Origin of the sequence: Persicobacter sp. CCB-QB2, assembly GCF_001274635.1 — a bacterium.
GTDB lineage: Bacteria > Bacteroidota > Bacteroidia > Cytophagales > Cyclobacteriaceae > Persicobacter > Persicobacter diffluens.
The window spans coordinates 1,549,878-1,569,785 of sequence record NZ_LBGV01000001.1; the positions used below are offsets into that span (position 1 = coordinate 1,549,878).

General features: G+C 43.3%; 10 protein-coding genes and 2 pseudogenes. 7 read left to right on the forward strand and 5 right to left on the reverse strand.

Annotation, left to right across the window (positions count from 1 at the left end; all coding sequences use genetic code 11):
* Positions 1–75 precede the first annotated feature (75 nt).
* The 5 genes from NG22_RS07040 to NG22_RS07060 form a co-directional block, all read right to left on the reverse strand.
* Entirely contained in the window at positions 76–1,365 is a 1,290-nt protein-coding gene (locus NG22_RS07040; protein ID WP_053405085.1) for a metallophosphoesterase, read from the reverse strand.
* A 268-nt stretch (positions 1,366–1,633) separates the two neighbouring features.
* The gene (locus NG22_RS07045; RefSeq protein ID WP_053405086.1) at positions 1,634–5,080 is read right to left on the reverse strand and encodes an efflux RND transporter permease subunit; all 3,447 of its coding nucleotides are present in this window, start codon (positions 5,078–5,080) and stop codon (positions 1,634–1,636) included.
* Between the two features lie 12 nt (positions 5,081–5,092).
* Complete coding sequence (locus tag NG22_RS07050; protein WP_053405087.1) at positions 5,093–6,256, reverse strand: efflux RND transporter periplasmic adaptor subunit; 1,164 nt, start codon at positions 6,254–6,256, stop codon at positions 5,093–5,095.
* Positions 6,257–6,273: 17 nt separating this feature from the next.
* Positions 6,274–7,641, reverse strand: a complete 1,368-nt coding sequence (locus tag NG22_RS07055) for a TolC family protein (protein WP_072159048.1) — start codon at positions 7,639–7,641, stop codon at positions 6,274–6,276.
* Positions 7,638–8,258, reverse strand: coding sequence for a TetR/AcrR family transcriptional regulator (locus tag NG22_RS07060; RefSeq protein WP_053405089.1), 621 nt, complete (start codon positions 8,256–8,258; stop codon positions 7,638–7,640). Before NG22_RS07060 ends, NG22_RS07055 begins: the two co-directional genes overlap by 4 nt.
* 348 nt (positions 8,259–8,606) lie before the next feature.
* Here NG22_RS07060 and NG22_RS07065 point away from each other — a divergent pair, with 348 nt between their 5' ends.
* The 7 genes and pseudogenes from NG22_RS07065 (at position 8,607) to NG22_RS07090 (ending at position 19,902) form a co-directional block, all read left to right on the forward strand.
* Positions 8,607–9,392: an alpha/beta fold hydrolase gene (locus NG22_RS07065; protein ID WP_053405090.1), complete on the forward strand. Its 786-nt coding sequence runs from the start codon at positions 8,607–8,609 to the stop codon at positions 9,390–9,392.
* A gap of 207 nt (positions 9,393–9,599) precedes the next feature.
* Entirely contained in the window at positions 9,600–10,541 is a 942-nt protein-coding gene (locus tag NG22_RS07070) for a ribose-phosphate pyrophosphokinase (RefSeq protein WP_053405091.1), read from the forward strand.
* Between the two features lie 149 nt (positions 10,542–10,690).
* Positions 10,691–11,269: a 50S ribosomal protein L25/general stress protein Ctc gene (locus tag NG22_RS07075; RefSeq protein ID WP_053405092.1), complete on the forward strand. Its 579-nt coding sequence runs from the start codon at positions 10,691–10,693 to the stop codon at positions 11,267–11,269.
* A 125-nt stretch (positions 11,270–11,394) separates the two neighbouring features.
* A complete protein-coding gene (gene pth, locus NG22_RS07080) occupies positions 11,395–11,955 on the forward strand; it encodes an aminoacyl-tRNA hydrolase (protein WP_053405093.1) in 561 nt (186 codons plus the stop codon).
* Positions 11,956–12,905: 950 nt separating this feature from the next.
* Positions 12,906–16,834 (forward strand): annotated as a pseudogene (locus NG22_RS07085) (Ig-like domain-containing protein).
* 13 nt (positions 16,835–16,847) lie between these two features.
* A pseudogene (locus NG22_RS18300) lies at positions 16,848–17,747 on the forward strand (type IX secretion system membrane protein PorP/SprF); the annotation flags it as partial.
* A gap of 1 nt (position 17,748) precedes the next feature.
* Entirely contained in the window at positions 17,749–19,902 is a 2,154-nt protein-coding gene (locus tag NG22_RS07090; RefSeq protein WP_053405095.1) for a tetratricopeptide repeat protein, read from the forward strand.
* Positions 19,903–19,908: the final 6 nt, after the last annotated feature.

The window sequence follows — 19,908 nt, forward strand, 5'->3', positions numbered from 1 at the left end:
ACTCGAAATAGAAAACTATTCCTTCATTTCTCCCGCCTTGCAGCTAAACGAGGATTGAAGCATGAATGATCCGGCTTAAGCCTGCTCACGCTTCAATTCCAAAATGGTAATTTCAGGCAATATCCCGATTCTTCCCGGGTAACCGATATAACCAAAACCACGATTAACATATAAATACTGGTCTTTTTCCTGATAAAGATCCGCCCACTGTTTATAACGCCACTGCGCCGGGCTCCATCGGAAGTCGCCAATCTCCACCCCAAACTGAAAACCGTGGGTGTGCCCACTCAGGGTAAGGTCGATAGCGCCATAAGCTGGGCGCACCTGAGCATCCCAATGACTGGGATCGTGGGACAATAAAATTTTAGCCTCTGCTTCTTCCATTCCCCGATAAGCCTTTTCCAGATTACCGTATTGAGCAAAACCACCAGTTCCCCAATTCTGGACCCCGATCACACCAACTTCCGCCCCATCTACCTGAATGGTCCTATTTTCATCTAATAATAAATCCCAGCCCATTTCATGATGCGCGGTATGAAGTGCTTTCAGGTTTTCCTGTTTGGCTTTTGGACTGGCCCAACGATGGTAATCGCCATAATCGTGATTGCCCATCACCGAATATACACCTAAATCTGCTTTTACTTTTTCAAAAATCGGCACATATTCCCTGGCTTCCCTGGCCTCATTATTAACTAAATCACCGGTAAAGAAAACCATATCAGGTTTTTCGGCCATAAGCATCTCCACGCCACCTTTTACAGCCGTTTTATTGAAGAAGGATCCGGTGTGAATATCTGACAATTGCGCCACCTTAATCCCATCAAATGCGGGAGGCAAGTTTTTAAGAACAATCGTCTTTTTCCGTACGCGATAGTCATGAGCGCCGGAGATAATCCCAAAACTCATTGTCGCGACGGGCACCCCTACGCCCACCAGACCTGCTTTAGAGAGAAACTCCCCCCGACTAATCCCCTGGCTAACAGACTCCTTTATTGGCGATGTCGATTCTCCCGATCCTGATAATTCGGAGGAGGATTGCAAAAACTGAGTCATCCAGCGAACCCCACGCAACACATCATCAAGTACTAAAAACAACGAACCGATCATTTTCGAAAAATAAGTGATGGACATAACGGTTAAAAATGGCTGGCGATTTTTAGCAACCCATAGCGGATCAGCAGTGGCCAAAAGCACCACACTCCCAAGACAGAGAAAAGAAAACGCCCAATAAACGCCTTTTATCCATTTGGCCGCTTGTGCGGAAAAGGAATCAGATACCACTTTTACGGCCTGATAAATATAGAGATCTAAAAGTAGCATCACGCCCATAAACACTATCATGGGGAAAAACTTTGCTAAACTCATGGTGATAAATTTTAATTACAGGTCGATTGTCAACAAAATCTTACGTAAGGTACGGCTAAAAAATGCCATAAATGAGGTTATTTTACAGATGGAGCCAATCTTTTTTGGAGGGTAGAAAAAAAGGCCCGCGCACGCTTTCATAAAATTAAAACTGCAATAATCTACCTAAAACTACTCCAAAGTGCCCGGGATTAACCGAAGACATAAAAAAAGGGAGGGAATCTTTACGACTCCTCCCCTTACAATTTAATCAATCAACCTTTACAATCTAATATACTGTTGATTTAAGCTTTAGTTTAATATCCTCGATAATAATATACATTACAGGCACAATTACCAATGTAAGAAAGGTCGCGAAAGTCAATCCAAAAATGATCGTCCATGACATAGGCCCCCAAAAGATAACATTGTCCCCACCAATGTAGAAGTCGGCATTAAAGTTGGATATCCAACCTAGGAAGTCAATATTAATACCTACTGCAAGAGGAATCAAACCTAAAACGGTGGTAATCGCAGTTAAAAGTACCGGACGTAAACGCGTTTTACCCGCCTCCACGACAGCTTCTCTCAATTGGTCGCTTCGTAAGCTTTCGCCCTCTTTTAAACCAATTAATCTTTCCTGCTTTTTCAGGCCGATGAAGTCAATCAATACGATCGCATTATTCACCACAATCCCTGCCAGGGAAATGATCCCAATCATAGTCATGATAATAATGAAATCCATTTGAAAGACTACCAGCCCCAGGAATACGCCAATGGTAGAAAATACCACTGAGGTGATGATAATAAACGGTGCAGTAACCTGATTAAACTGTGCCACAATGATCAAAAAGATCATAAACACCGCAATCATTAAAGCGCCGGAAAGAAATCCCATCTCTTCCGCCTGCTTTTCCTGTTCTCCCCCAAATTTCACTTCATAACCTTCCGGAATATACATATCCGCCACCAAGGCCCGGATCTGATCATTTATTTTGGTCGCATTATAACCATCCAAAACATTGGAGGACAGGGTCACCACCCGATCCAAATCCTTGCGCTTTATTGAACCATAGGTCGAGCTCAACTCAATGGTAGCTACTGCAGATATGGGTACCTGGCGGATTTTTCCATCGGATTGATTCCGGAAAGTGATGTTTTGATTCATCAAAGCCTCAATATCATAACGATAATTTTTATCCAGTCTGAGCTGAATCTCATAATCGTCCTCGCCCTGTTTGTATTTGGAAATTTCCTTTCCAAACAAAGCCGTCCTGATTTCAGAAGCAATGGAAACCGTCGACAAGCCAAAACGGCGTGCTTTTTCGCGGTCAATGTTCACTAATAATTCAGGCTTACCACGCTCTAAATCTGATTTTAACTTTTCAATGCCCATAATGCCCGCCGTGGCAATTTCATTGGTCAGGTCATCGGACAAGCCAATAAGCTTTTCAAACTTAGGCCCTGAAATCTCAATACTGATCGGCTTACCCGTCGGTGGACCATTCTGATCCTGATCTACCGTGATGGAAACTCCCGGAGCACCATCAATTCCATCCCGGATGTCATTCATAATGGTTCTGGTGCTCACCCCTCCTCGATCAGCAAAATCCACAAAATTGATCGTAATACGCGCCTTATGCGGAGTAGATGCACCACCAACCGACATTTCGCCGGGATCACTGGTTCCCTCCCCCACATTAGAAATAATGGATTCCACAATTTCGCCATAAGGTTTCACCAAAGCCGCAACCTGTTTTTCAATCTTCTTGCCGGTAACATTGGTGGTTTCAATGTCTGTCCCTACCGGATATTCGATAAATACATTGACATATTTAGGATCGCCGGTCGGGAAGAATTCCACATTGGGTGTAAAAACCCCCATCAGTGCAAAAGAGAAAATCAACATGCCGACGGTTCCAAAGAAGAAAGCGTAGGGACCTCTGCCCGTTACCGCTTTTCGTAAAGTACCTTCATACAAATTCTCCAGCCAAGGAAGGAATATCGCCTGAAAACGTTCACTTAAAGGAGTTAAAACATAAACATTTAAAAGCAGTACACCACCGGCCATTCCTAAAAGATTCCCAAGGGTATTGAAGAATTTGCCATCCGCATCGGAACCATGCATGGCCACCATTTTTAAAGCGAAAACAGCCAAACCGGCCACTATTAACCCCACTCCCCAAAAGTTCACTTTACGATAATTCAGTTGCATGCCTTCTCCCTGCACTTTCATAAAATGGGCAATGAATACCGGGTTAATGACCAAAGCCACAAAAAGGGATGAGCCCAGGGTGATCATCAGGGTGATCGGCAAATACTTCATAAATTCCCCCATCATGCCCGGCCAGAAAGCCAAAGGCAGGAAGGCCGCTAAAGTAGTGGCCGTAGAAGAAATAATCGGCAAAGCCACTTCTCCCACTCCTTTTTTAGCAGCATCAAAGGGCTGGAGCCCTTCTTCCATCATCCGGTAAACATTTTCCACCACCACGATACCATTATCCACCAACATTCCCAATGCCATAATCAGGGAGAATAACACAATCATATTGATTGTCACGCCCATGATACCGAGAATCAAAAAAGATAAAAACATGGAAAGTGGAATGGCCATTCCCACAAATAACGCATTACGCGTACCCAGGAAAAACAATAGCACCAAGACCACCAGAATTACCCCGGAAATGATATTGTTCTCCAGACTATTCACCTGCGTACGGGTCTCTTTGGACTGGTCTCCCGTCATGACAATATTTAAGTCCTCCGGAAAAACATTTTTTTGCGCATAGGCCAGAACTTTATTGATCTTTTCGGTCGCGGCTAACAGGTTCTCTCCGGAACGTTTCACCACGTCAACCATCACCACCGACTCCTCGCCCAAGCGCGCAAAAGACTCCGGATCTTTATAATCAAATTCCACGGTGGCCACATCTCTCAGATAAACTATATTTCCGTTTTCTGCTTTCACCACTACATCCAGTAAATTTTCCGGTTCCGAGAATTCCCCTAAAATCCGAATATTCCGGCGCACACCATCGGAAAGGGCATCTCCCCCGGAAATATTGACATTTTCATTCGCCACCGCCATTTCGATGTCTCCAAAGGACACCATGCGGGCAGCCATCAGATAAGGATTACAGTTAATCTTAACCTCACGCTCCCCTACACCACGAATTTCAACTTTAGAGATTTCACGAAATTTTTCAATTTCATCCTCCAGGTATTCTGCATACTCATTCAACTGCACCATTGGGTAATCCCCGGACAGGTTGATATTCAAAATTGGAAATTCGGAGAAATTAAGTTCGAATACATCCGGCTCAAACTTTAAATCCGTGGGTAATTCAGAGCGGGCTTTATCCACCGCATCCTTCACTTTCACCAAAGCATCCTTCACATCCGTTCCGGTCACAAATTCGATGATAATGGTCGAATATCCCTGAACGGAGGTAGATTTGATGTTATCAATATTCTCCACCGTATTGATTTCCTTTTCCAAAGGACGGGTAATCAGGTTCTCAATATCCGCGGGAGAGTTACCGGAATAGATAGTCCCGACGTAAATGGTCGGCATCTCTACCTCCGGGAAGTTTTCCTTGGGCAGGTTGACGTATTGATAAATCCCGGCAATGGCAATAATCAAAGTCATCACCATCACTGTCGCACTATTATTCAAGGAGAGAGAGGTTAAGCCAAACTCCTTGGTAATTTTATTTTTTTGCTTATTTTCTTCCATGATCAGGTGCGTTTATTCTCCACTGTCTGCAGTTGGGCGAATAATGGACAGAATAGTATTCTCTGCAGCATCACGATAACCTTCGGTAATCAAAACATCCCCGGTTTCCAGCCCGGTAGCAATCTCCGTTTGGCCACGGAAGGTCTTGCCTAACTCCACCCGGGCTTTTTTCGCAACTTCTTTGCCTTCATCTTTGCCGACGATAAAAACAAAGTGCCCTTCATTATCTTTTTGGATCAATTTGGTGGGGACCACCACCGCTGAGTCATTGGTGTAATCCGTGGCCTCAATCACCGCTAATAGATTTGGTTTCATTAATTCATCCATTTCTTTCAGCTTAACCTCCAAAGAAAATGTCCGGTTATTTTTATTGATGACCTGACCTACGCTGCTTATGGTAGAGGTCAGAGATTTGTCCAGAGAAGGAAAGTTGACGGTGACCTCATCTCCCCTGTGGAATTTACCCAAATAGCGCTCTGAAACTTCCGCAGTAATATACATATCAGAATTCCCCGTTAATCGCATCAGTGGCATTCCCGGCTGTACAATCTCTCCCGTTTTGGCCAATACCTGATCCACCTGCCCAGAAAATGGCGCTTTAATATAGGCCATGTCCAATTGGGAATTCAGAGTGGCGAGTTTACGCTGTAGGCTTTCAAAATTGTTTTTAGCCTCCAAATACTGGACCTCCGAACCTACATTCTTGTCCCATAGGGATTTCCGTTTTGTGTACATCTTTTCTGCAAACTCCAATGAAGTTTTCACCTCCGCAATGGAGTTTTCCAACTGTTCAGCATCCAGATGCATCAAAAGCTGTCCTTTTTTTACTCTTGCTCCTTCATAAGCATGTATTTCCAACAGCCGCCCCATCATTTCTCCGGAAAGCATTACATTCTTACGCGACTGCACTTCTCCCCGAATATCAATTTTATGCTGAAACTCCGTAGGGTTTACCGGTAAGGTGGCAACATTCAAACGATTTCCGCTGGCATTGAAGGCATCCGGATCTATTTTCAAGATCTCCTGCTCCAAAGCACGAATTTCTTCCTTTTTACTCACCAGCTCTTCTCTGAGACCGGCTAATTCCGCTTTTTTTCCCTCCAGGGAATCCTCTTTGGAACCGCAGGCGGCCATGGCGGCCAGCATTCCCAGGGTCAAATAAGTAGTATATTTCATGATAGTTGATATTTCGGTTATCGGTTGTAAAGGCGGCCAACGGATTTTTCCAGGTTCACCTTATTCAATAAGGCATCGTATAGCGCATTGAAGTAATTGACCTGAGCAGTGACATAGGAATTATTGGCATCTACCAGCTCCAAATTCGTTCCTACGCCTTCCTGAAATTTCAAACGCGTGGTTTCATAAACATCCTCTGCCAAATCCACATTTTCCTGCTCAATATTCAGTTGATCTATAGCCGTAAGTAAATTCGCCTTGGACTGGAAAATTTCATTATCGATGGCCTGCATGGTCATGTTCCGGTCAATTTCAATTTGCTGCAATTTGATTTTCACCTGTTGCGCTTTATGGCGCTTCATTAAACCATCAAAAATGGGAATCTTCATTTGTAAACCCACAATACCATAGCCAAACCAGCTTTCTGAAAAATCACCAAGATCACTAATTCCATCCACCCCGGCATTATATCCCATATTACCTATGGCGTATAAATTGGGCAGGTATTGCGCATTGACGTTTTTGAGTTCGTAACGGCCTAATTCTTCCCGCACATCGAGAATCTGCATTTCCACACGGTCTCTGGGATCAAAAGCCAGATCCGCATCCAGAATGGTCGCGTCAAAATTTATATTGTGAATGGTATCGGTTACCACCACCGGTTGGTTAACATCCAGCCCCATATTAAATGTGAGCAGACGCACAGACAATTCAATCAGTCTTTGAGAACTTTTCAGCGAAGCCCGCACATTATTATAAGAAACTTTGATGCGATCCACATCAATTTTTTCGGCAAATCCTTCCTCATACATTGCCTGCGTTTCCGTCAAAAGCGTATCCAGTCGACCCAGATTTTGCTCCACCAGATTGAGCCTTTCCTTGTTTATTAATACCAGGTAGTACGCTTTCTTGACCGATTCCACTACATCGATCTCCTGACGATACAAATCTTTTTCTGATAATTCCACATAAGTTCGGGCAGCCTCCAGGCCTACAAAAAATGACCCGTCAAAAATCAACTGACTCACGGTAATGCCGGCAGCAGCATCATAGGGCACCCCAAACTGCACCGGAACATTCCCCTCAGCAGGATTACCGTCCTCATCCGGAGGAAGAAAAAATGCTGCAGGAACAAAGGAAGTCCTGATCGCAAAATTATAGTTCGCATCAATTTGCCCGTTGACCTGCGGCAGCCCAATCGACAGCGTTTCTTTTACTTTATAATCGGAAGCATGTACTTCCAGCGCCGCCTTCTGAACGTTTTGATTATTTTTTAAGGCAATTTGAATGCATTGCTCAAGGGTCACCGGTTGGCCGGAAAGGTTTTCCTCCGCCCGGACGAGTGGCCCAAAAAGCAAAAGGAGCAACATAAGCGGTAGTCTCATGATTTATTGTTATGGTTTTCTGTATTGTTTTTTAGTTCCTGATAGATCTTTCTTCCCTGACCAGTGAGGATTCCATGCATAAAGTGATCGAAGAGCTGATCGCAAACATGATTGTATTCAAATTCTGCCCGGGGAAAAATATCCGGTTTAAAAATGTATTCGAATTGCTCCATCCGAAGCTTAGCAATGATTTGTGGATCCAAATCTTCCCGAAAATACCCCTCTTTCATTCCCTGCCGAAAAAAATCCGCTATGGAATGGGAGATGCAATGCTTTTTAAATGAAAGGTAATGCTCAAATACCTTGGGGTAATACCGTTCCATCTCAAAAATCACAATCGGATTTGTTTGAGAATGCATATTGCGGACATACTCCGAAATATTATAAAAAGCCTCCACCGCATTATCGGCCTCCCGAATGGTTTCATCAATTAAAAGTTCCTGCTTTTTCAGTTCCTGGTCCAAAGCAGCCGTTAGCAAGGCTTCTTTATTCGGGAAAAACTGATAAAGTGTCTTTTTGGAAATTCCTAAAGGCCTTGCGATTTCATCCATGGTGACCGACCTAATCCCTATTCTACTGAAAAGGTCATAGGCCAACTCAATAATGCGATCTTGCATAATCAGGATTTTGATTTGATTTGGATTAATAAAGCATTAAAGAAACGCTCGAAACTATGGGATTTTACAGCGTTTCCAAAGTTTTTGTTTTAGTTTTGTAGATAAAGTTTCTCTATAAGCTGATTTTTATCACCAAACCAATAAAACCCTGCCATTAGCGCAAATCCACCTGCCCTTACCGGATGAAGGTAATTTAATGTACATTTAAGCTTTTGCCTAATGATAAAAGTTATGTTATTGGAAATTATAGGTTAAAAATCCCCTCATAACCTACTTCGGTATAACACTTTAAAATACCGGTTCGTGTGAGGGTTGGTAATTCCAAATGCATAGCATAACTTTGTTCGGATGACTCATTTACACTTTGAGAAAAAAGGAAGCGGAAAGAAAATTTTAATCACCTTCCATGGCTTCGGACAAAGCGCACAAGCCTTTGAAGGGCTGGAAACATTTTTTCCTCATTACACCTTTTATCATTTCGATCTTTTTTTCCATGGTAAAAGCCAGCTACACCGGGATAAAGAAGAAGTCAATCAAAACTTATGGAAAGATTTGCTGACTGAATTTCTGGAAAAAGAAGAAATAGATCGCTTTGATATAATGGGCTTCAGCATGGGCGGGAAATTTGCCCTGATGACTACCGTCCTCTTCCCGGAGAAGATTGATCAGATCACCCTTTTAGCTCCGGATGGCATTAAAACCAATTTCTGGTATTCCATGAGTACGCAGCCGAAATTTTTTCGTAATATTTTTCGATATACCGTACATCATCCCAAACCTTTCTTCCGGTCCATCAAATTTTTGCAAAAGGTAAAACTCCTGCATCCCTCTGTGGTCCGTTTTGCCAATAGCCAGATGCGATCCAGAAGGCAAAGAAGGCAGGTATACCTTTCCTGGGTCAAATTCAGAAACATCAAACCCCGCTTAGCTTTGCTCGCCAGCCATATTAACAATCATGGCATAAAAGTAAAATTTATAATAGGGCTTCATGACAAAATCATCCCCCGGGAAAACCTCCAGCCACTGCTAAAATATTTGAAATCTGATCCTGAAATAGTATTACTTGATGCCGGACATCATCATTTAATCGCTTCCTACATTGCTCATTTGCATCAGATACAAAAAAAGTCTTAACCAGTCGTCCGGTGAAAGCAGAAAGACGTCCTTAGCCATTTATTTGGGCGAAAAATGGTATTTTTCTCTGACAGCCTACATAAATTTAATATTTTTCTTACCTTTGCAGCGCTATTGATAACACAAAGGATCAATCTGCTGATGATCTTGTTTTTATACAAATTCAGCTTCAGGTGATCCCCATCCCTTGAACATATTCATTCAAAAATGTCTGCGGTAAAAATCTTCTCCGGTACTGAATCCAAATATTTAGCTGAAAAAATCGCCCATCAGTATGGCACTGATTTAGGTGATGTTAAAATCAGCAAATTTAGCGATGGTGAAATGTGCCCTGCTTTCCAAGAGTCCGTTCGTGGCTGTGATGTTTTCATCATTCAATCTACTTTCGCTCCTTCTGACAACATCATGGAGGTATTGTTAATGGTAGATGCAGCGCGTCGAGCTTCAGCAAAATACGTAACGGTAGTTGCTCCTTATTTTGGCTATGCACGTCAAGATAGAAAAGACAAGCCAAGAGTTCCAATCGCAGCGAAATTAGTAGCCAATTTGCTTACCGCTGCGGGTGCGGATCGTATCATGACTTGTGATTTGCACGCCGGACAAATTCAGGCTTTCTTTGATATCCCGGTGGATCACCTGGAAGGTGCTTCTGTTTTTGTTCCTTATATTGCTTCCTTAGGTTTAGAGAACTTATTGTTCGCCGCTCCTGATGTGGGAGGAACCAAGCGTGCGCGTGATTTAGCGAAAATCTTCCGTTCTAATATGGTGATCTGCGACAAGCATCGCGAGCGTGCCAACGAAGTTGCTTCCATGCAGGTGATTGGTGACGTTACTGGTGCAGATGTAATCATTGTGGATGACATCATCGATACAGGAGGGACCTTATGCAAAGCAGCAGACATCCTGATTGAAAAAGGTGCTAATTCGGTTCGTGCCGTAATTACTCACCCTATTCTTTCCGGTAAAGCATACGAAAATATCCAAAACTCTAAGTTAACAGAGTTGGTAGTCACCGATACTATTCCATTGCGTCAGCAATCGGATAAAATCAAAGTATTGTCAGTAGGAGAATTGTTTGGAAAAGCGATTCGTAAAATCCACGACAATGAGTCGATCTCCTCTCTTTTTATTAAAGGATTGTCGATCTAATCGGATCTGAAAAATATTTCCAGAAAACCACAGGTATTTTTATTAAATCCTGTGGTTTTTTATTGGAAACTTACGATATTTGCGAGCCTGTTTGAAAGCGCTATGTTTTTAAGCAGTTTCATATTTTATAATTTTAACAATTTATTATCATGCAAACTATTGAGGTTGTAGGGTTTAAAAGAGCGAACCTTGGTAAAAAAGATGCAAAAGATCTTCGTTTAGAAGGTAATGTTCCTGCTGTACTTTACGGTGGAGAAGAGCAAGTTCACTTCCACGCTCCTGCGTACTTATTCCGTGACTTGATCTACACTCCAAACGTATACTTCGTAACTTTGAACATCGAAGGAACTGAGTACAAAGCGGTTTTGCAAGACGCACAATTCCACCCAGTATCAGAGAACTTGATGCACGCTGACTTCTTGTTGTTGAACGACGAGAAAGAATTGAAAATGGAAGTTCCTGTTGTTTTCGAAGGTCAGTCTCCTGGTGTAGCAGTTGGTGGTCGTTTGGTAACTAAATTGCGTAAAATTAAAGTGAAAGCTTTGCCAAAAGATATGCCTGAGAACATCAAAGTGAACATCTCTGGTTTAGAATTAGGTAAATCTATCAAAGTTGGTGAAGTTCCAGTTGAAGGTGTTGAGGTATTGAACAACCCATCAATTTCTATTGCAACTGTAGAAATTCCACGTGCATTGCGTTCGAAGCAATCACAAGAGGATGCAGAATAATTATTCCGCATTTAAAAATATTAATCCCTTCGAAACCGGAGGGATTTTTTTTGCTCAAAAATTTATCTCCCAAAACAGGAATAGCATTATTTTTGAAAAAATCTTCGAAAATCATTTAATCTAACATGAAATATCTCATCGTAGGATTGGGCAATATTGGGCCTGAATACGAACTCACTCGTCATAACATCGGCTTCCTAACTTTGGATCGACTGGCAGATGCCAAAGGAGTAGAATTCAAATCGGATCGATTGGCGTTTAAAACTGAATACAAATTCAAGGGAAGACACATTCACCTGATCAAACCCACTACTTATATGAATTTAAGTGGGAAAGCCATGCGCCATTGGATGAATGAGCTAAAAGTTCCAAAGGAAAATGTTTTGGTAATTGTGGATGATTTAGCACTTCCTTTCGGAAAATTAAGAATGCGGGCTAAAGGTTCTTCTGCTGGTCACAATGGCTTAAAAAACATTGAAGAGTTAACCGGTGGACAAAATTATGCCCGATTGAAATTTGGCATTGGTGATGAATTTTCAAAAGGAAAGCAAGTGGATTATGTTCTTGGCAAATTCTCAGAAGGTGAATTCGCCGAATTACCCATTGTAATGGACAGGGCTATTGAAATGATTCACGGTTTTTGCAGCATCGGCATTGGCAGAACGATGAATCAATATAATGATTAAGAAGGAAGCCCCAGGGCTTCCTTTTTTATTAAAAGCCCGATTACCCAAATGACGTATACCTAATTCATGGTGGAGGAAGAAGGTGGCTTAATTCCCATAATTCGAGCGTATTTCACCGAAACAGATGAATAAGCAGAAAGCAAGCTCAGCCAAATTGGGTTTAACCGGAAAGCCCTTAGTATAAGCAAGACAGGAAAAGGTAATTCATAAAAATTGAAATTTTTCTTCAAAAGGCACATCAACCAATAACATCTCCACCTCAACCTAAGCCCCTCAAATACTCGTTGTTAGGAATGCTAACCTAACACAGTATGATTTTTATAAGCTCAATAGCCCCAAGGCCAATACTTTATTGGCTTCTTTGCGTTTTTTTGCTTTCCAGCCCACTCAGTGGCCATTCCCAAGAAAATCAAAACCTTTCGGGAATTATCAATGAATATGGAGAAGTGCTGGGCATCAATGCCCAAAAATGCAAATTAAAAATCACCAATCCGGAAGGCTTCGCTGCCGGAGACAAGATTATTATCCATCAATCCAAAGGCGCAGAGATCATCCGAACGGAATCTGAGGCCTATGGAAATATTGACCAACTCAACAATGCAGGGAATTTCGAAATGGGAACAGTATTGGCCGTACAGGGAGACTCCCTCTTCCTTACCCATAAACTTCTGCGGGATTATGACCCCGGCTTTGGGCTCCAAATTGTTGGAATTTCCCCCCTTCAAAATGCAACCATAAGCAGTGAAGTCACTGCTCAACCATGGAATGGAACCACTGGTGGGATTGTATTTATTAATGCTACCGGTACCCTGACGCTAAATGCAGATATAGAAGTGGACTCCCTGGGCTATTTGGGCGGACGAATTACTCGCGGCACCAGCCAGGACAATGTGGACACCTATGGAATATCAGGCAGAAACAGTGTTTTAGGAGCTGAAAAAGGCGAATCGATGGCCTACCCTTTTGACAAGGATGGTTTGAATTATAATTATGGAAGAGGCAAACTAGTGGTAGGAGGCGGTGGTGGTAATAACCATAATGCCGGTGGCGGTGGTGGCGCAAATTACGGAGCAGGAGGAGAAGGCGGACGTGCCTTACAAACCGACCGAAGAATTACGAATGGTAATGACAATACGGGTACTGTACCCGGAGATTTAATTGGAGGAAAAGGAGGATTAGCCTTAAGCGCTCTTTATTCCAGTCCCTCCTTTAATAAAATATTCTTTGGTGGTGGCGGAGGAAGCGGCCATCAAAATTCAGGAAATTCTGATTTTAAAAATCGTCGACATTCCGCTGGGAAAGCAGGAGGTGGAATCGTCATTTTGAGTGTGGAAAGCTTGGTAACTAATAGAAAGGCCATTCATGCTAATGGGGGCTCCTACCCCCTTGCTGCTGATGTAAGATTAGACGAAAGCAACCTGTCCACGATCGACAACGCTTCTGGCGCCGGAGGGGCCGGAGGTACTGTGATCATTGAAACCAAGGGAATTATTGGCACACTAGAGGTAGAACTAAACGGCGGACAAGGCGGCCATACCTATAAGGGAAATGCACTGGACGCCTATGGCCCGGGCGGTGGCGGTGGAGGAGGAGTCCTCTCCCTGGCACGTTCAGAGTTTATTTCCAACATCAATGCCTCCTATATTGGAGGGGAAGCCGGGACCATCCATCAGGGCTCACAACTTTTTGATCTTGACAATCATTATGGAGCCATAGGAGGTACACAGGGAGGATTTGCCGTAGGCATTACCATTTTAGAAGGTACCATTCCCTGCAATAACGCTCCGGAAGCCAATGACGATTTTGGAACTACCGGTGCCAGCACCCCTATTTCCTTAAATTTTCTCCAAAATGACCATTCGCTGCTACCCGTTACTTTTGAAATATTAAATCATTTCAATTACGGCAATCTGAATATCACCGACAGCATGCTGACCTACAGCCCAGTGGATAATTTTATAGGAAATGACACCTTGGATTACCAAATATGTGTAGGAACAGGAGAAAATGCCACCTGTGATCCCGCAAAAGTAGTGATCACCGTCATTCCACTGGAAGCCCCCAAACTTAAGGATAAATCCTATTCCTTAACAGAATTTGGGCCTATCGAAATCAACCTTTCAGAATTGGTGGATGAAATACCACCAAATTATAAATTAACCGTTTGCGAGGATCCCGTTTCCGGTACTGTCAATATTATCGACAATAATATTATCCAATACCTACCTAATTACACCACCACTTCAGGTCAGGATTTGATTTGCTATCAGCTTTGTGTGAATGAAGGAACCACTGATGAAGCCTGTTCAGAGGCACAAATCATCATCCCCTTTGAATATGAAATCACGGTTGCAGCGCAAAATGATGAAAGTCAGATTCCTCAAAATGGGACTGTCTTAATCGATTGTATCGCCAATGATATCATCCCTGATGACGGCTTTAGCCTGAGCCTATGTGATGAAGCCACCACCTTAGGCACGGCCACCATTACCGCAGACAATAAAATCAACTATACCCCTCCTACCGGTTATACCGGCACAGACATTATCTGTTATACGCTATGCAATAGTGACAATTCCATTTGCCAGAGTGCCGTCATTCAGGTGGTTATTTCGGGGCCTGATCCGGCCCAACTAACGGATGACTTCCTTACCACTCATTACAATACGGCATTGACTGCTGATGTGATCATTAATGATATTATCCCGGAAGGTTATGATGCGCCCACACTTTGTTCCACCCCCATAAACGGAACCGCCTCATTTTCCGGTAACAATTTACGCTATACGCCCAATAATGGATTTATTGGAAGGGAATTAATTTGTTACCAGGTTTGTGAAAGTGGCAATGCAAATAATTGCTATACCGGAAATGTAGTGATTGACGTTTCCCTAGATCCCAATCAAATTCCACAGCTTTACCCCGTTTCCATTGATGGGCTTCCCAATAATGTGGATTTAGTATTTTATTTGCTCGATCCGGTTTACAACTTTATTCTTCCGCCTAATTTCTCGATAACCATCATCAGTCAACCTGCTCAGGGAAGTACCACAGTAGATAACAGCACAGGCACCATCATCTATAACCCGGAAGGAAGCAATCCGGGGCTGGCTCAAATTGTCTACCGCATCTGCAATACTGATCCGGAATATAGCGATACGGTCTATTGTACTGAAAATGTACTGGCGATCAACATAATTCCACCAGCGGTGGATTTAGTCGCTGAAGTGGATGCCACCGTCATCAATCAGGGAGACACCGCCATTATTGACCTGATCGCCAACGACATCATCAATGGCTCTCCTCTGGCCAGCATCCAACTCATTACCGGAACCAATAATGGAATCGTCACTTTAAATGGAAGTGAACTCCAATTTATTCCCAATGGGGATTTTATCGGTACGGAGATTTTAACCTATGGCATTTGCAATGAAAATGGAGATTGTGACGAAGCCCTCATCCTTATTGGGGTAAACCCCGTCACCAATGTAGTCGCCAATGAAGACTTTGTCAGTACCCCTGCCCGAAAGGTAGTATCAGTAAATCCACTGGCCAATGATAATTTCCCGAATCAGGTAAACATATCGATCTGTACAGACTACCCTCCTCAGCATGGAGAGGTACAGTTCAATGCCGATGGAAGCTTTATTTATACCCCTGATGACAACTTCTTCGGCACAGATGTATTCTGCTATGAAATCTGTGATCAAGACATTATGACCAATTGTGACAAAGCTTTTGTTTTCATCACAGTTGAAGCGCCCATAGATTTAAATGCCCATACAGATGAAGTCAGCTTACCGGTAGGCGGAACTATTCAGATTCCGGTATGGCAAAATGACCAAATAATGGAGAAAGACATTTCTTCTATCTCCCTATGTTCCACGCCCTCAGAAGGTACTGCCAAAGTGGAGGGCAACCATATTCTATACACCGCCAGTGAAACTATATCGAGTCAACCCATCCTATTCTGTTACCAAATTTGCGATGTTTTTGGCAGATGCGCTAACGCCTATGTGGTCGTCAGTTTAGTCGGCGAACCAGAAGACTACCTCTTGCAGGATGATGTGGTGCAACTCCCTCCATCCACCACCTCCACTATTAATGTCTTAGAGAATGATGAGCTACCCGCCTCCTTCTCTCTCATCCTCTGTTCTACAGATTTCCCAGGAAGCATCAGAATTCTTCCCAGCCTGGAAATGGAGTACACCCCGGAAGAAAATTTCACCGGAGAAGTATCGGTATGCTATGAAGTATGCGAACAAGTCAGGGGGCAATCCATACAATGCCGGACCGCCCAGTTAAGGATATTGATTGACGATGGTTTAGTCGCTAATGACATCAGTTACAATACTACTTTGAACACCGCAATCAATATTAGACCATGGGAAAATGACAACTACTTCGGGCAGGAGAACGGAGATTTGCCTGCTTACTTTGAAATCATTCAAAGACCTGAAAATGGAGGCTTATTCCCCTCCTCTGACTTCATAACCTATACACCTGATACCGCTTTTTATGGCACAGATGAATTTACTTATCGAATTTGCCTGGCGCCGGATAGCGACCTCTGTGACTCAGCTCGTGTGACGATTGTGATTGAAAACACCGTTAACATCACCATTTACAATGCCCTTTCTCCCAATGGGGATGAAATGAACGAAGTGTTCTTCATTGAAAACCTGGAAAACTACCCGAACAACAGCCTATTGATTTTTAATCGTTGGGGGAAAGAGTGTTTTCCACCGAAGGCTATCTCAATGATTGGGCAGGAACAGATGACAGGGGCAGGTCATTGCCTGACGGCACCTATTATTATGTGCTCAGGATCATTAGTGCAAACAAAGAATTTTCTGGTTTCATTTCCATCCAACGTTAATATGAAAAGCTTAATCCTACTTCCCTGCTTGTTGTTGTGTTCGCTTTTCGCCTTTGGACAACAGGAACCCATGTACACCCAGTACTTGTTCAATGGCTTGATGTATAATCCTGCCTATGCGGGCAGCCGGGCATCCCTATCCGGCATATTATTATTCCGGCAGCAATGGACAGGGCTCGAAGGTGCTCCTTCCACCCAAACGCTGAGCGCCCATGGCCAGGCGACCAAAAGAATGGGACTTGGTGTCAACCTATACAATGACATGATCGGGGTAAACCGCACCACCGGAATGAATGGCAATTACAGCTATTCTATCCCCTTCAATAATAAGCATCGGATCCGACTTGGCGTTTCTGCCGGCATTATTCAGTATAACAATGACTGGGACAAATTAAATATTAAAGACCCCGATGACCCCATGTTCGGCTTGAATAAAGAGTCCTTTTTCCTCCCTACCATTGGGATGGGCGCATATTACAGTAGTGATGTCCTCTTTGTTGGGGTTTCCTTACCTCAAATGCTCCAACACCGGCTGGATAAAGAAAACCCACAGGCAGAAGCCAAATTATTTAATCACCTGTACCTTACACTGGGTGGAATCATTCCATTAGGGATGCGCTTTAAACTCAAGCCCTCTACCCTGCTGAAAAAAGTAAGTGACCGCCCCTTTCAGGCGGATCTCAACCTGACCGGTATCATTGATGATTTGATCTGGCTAGGCTTTACCTATCGTACCAACGATGGTATCGCGGCCATGATTGAACTCCATCCTACCACCAACTGGTGGTTTGGCTATGCCTATGATTATCCCATCACCAAACTCAATGGGCAGCAAAATGGCTCCCACGAGTTTTTTATCGGGGTTGACCTGTACAGAAAGCAAGAAACCATTTTGAGCCCAAGATACTTTTAGCATGAAATTCTTATTCACTATCCTGCTGTTGCTCTTAAGCTCAAGCCTAACCATCGCGCAAAAAAGCGTTTTGGTCAAAGCCAATGAGCATTTCGAACGCCATGAATATACGGCCGCCATCGAGAACTACGAAAAGTACCTCCAAAACCACAATAGCACTAAGGTTTCCATTCGTTTAGCAGAAGCCTATATGGCGGCCAAACGGTACCCCGAAGCTTTGGAAAGTTACCGCTTGCTCATTAAGCTGCATCCTACAGAGGGCAAACTCCTCCTTCCTTATGCCGAGCTTCTGATGAATCAAAAAAAATATAAAAATGCGCGGGCAGCTTACAAAAGGTATCTACAGATGCATCCGGAGGATAAAAAAAGTATCCGACATAAAATGGAAGCCTGCAGTAATTTCGAAAGCCTACAAAGTAACCATTTAGCTGTTAGAGCCGAGCAGGCGGCCTTCAATTCGGAATATAATGACTTTTCCCCCCTTATGACGGATCAACAATTAATTTGGTGCTCCTCAAGGCCACACCATAAGCAAAAGTACCTTTGGGATAATCAGCATTTCATCAACCTTTTTGGTGGCGAATGGGATCCTTCCATGAATGTCAATGGAATTACCGCATTGCCCAAAAAGATAAATGCCAAAACACATGAAGGGCCAGCCACTTATGATCCGGAAAACCAAAGGCTATATTTCACCAGAAATGCTGACAAAGAAAACGCAAAGCGACAGCTGGAAATCTTTTATACAGATCAAACTGAAAGAGGCTGGACCAAACCTAAATCCATGGGATTCCATCGAAAAGGGCACTCTGAAGGACACCCTACATTAAGCCCGGACGGAAATTCGATGGTTTTTACTGCCGATTTTAAAGGCGGATTAGGTGGTACTGACCTGTATATCAGCCAGCGAACGCCCTATGGACAATGGCAACAGCCCAAAAATTTGGGGGAAGCTGTAAATTCTCCCGGCGATGAAATGTTTCCCTATTGGGGGCCTGATGATTATTTATATTTCTCCTCCGACTTTTACCCTGGACTGGGCGGGCTGGATTTATTTCGGGTAAAAATAACGGAAAATGAATATGGCACGATCGAACATTTGGGTGCTCCATTCAACTCTGAAAAGGATGACTTTGGAATCTACCTTATTGATGCTAGCGAAAAAAACTTCAAAGGATACTTTTCCTCTAATCGGGCGGATGAAAGAGGCAACGATGACATTTACCATTTTCATAAAATCTTCATTGACCTGAATGTCCTCGTTTTGGACAAGACAACGGAAAAACCCATCCGAAATGCTACGGTTGGACTTCGCAATCAAACCAAAAACCTGGATGAGGGGAAAACAGATCAGTGGGGCGAGTATTATGCGCAGCTCAGTCCGGAGGAAATTTACAGGATTACCGTCGATCATCCTGAATATGCTGCCTACCATGAAGCATTCAATACCCAAAACTTGGAGGATCATACTACTTTGGAAAAGGTGATTTATCTTGAACAGGGATTCACTCCTCGACTCCAAGGGACGGTGGTGTCTAAAGAAACCGATCAGCTGTTATCCCCCGCGCAGGTAAGTTTAAGAAATTTACATACGGAGGAAGAAATTCGGCTGAATAGTCCTGATGGAAATTTTTCCTTTGTGATTGATCCGGGTACTGACTATATCCTCTCCACCAAAACCAATGGCTACCTGACTTATTCGGAAGAGTTTTATGTAGCGGAAAATATTCAACAAGATCTGATCATGAAGTTGCCACTGGAACGATTGGAGCAAGATAAAATATTGGACATTGAAAATATCTACTACGATTTCGACCGATCCAATATCACCTCACAAGCCTCCACTACCCTGGATAAGGTGGTCATCATCCTGCGGGATAATCCCGACATTGTGATTGAATTAAGCTCCCATACCGATGCCCGGGGACTGATCAATACAATCGAAAACTATCCGCCGAACGGGCCAAAGCGGCCATGGAATACATCAGCGGAAAGGGCATTGAACCCTTCCGAATGGTCTACAAATATTATGGAGAGACCCAACCTAAAATTCCCTGCGCTCCGGGCCAAGATTGCGATGAGGAAGTACATGCCATTAACCGAAGGACAGAATTTAAGATTATTGGTTTTTAAAAATAAAGAAACACTGTGTTAGGCGATC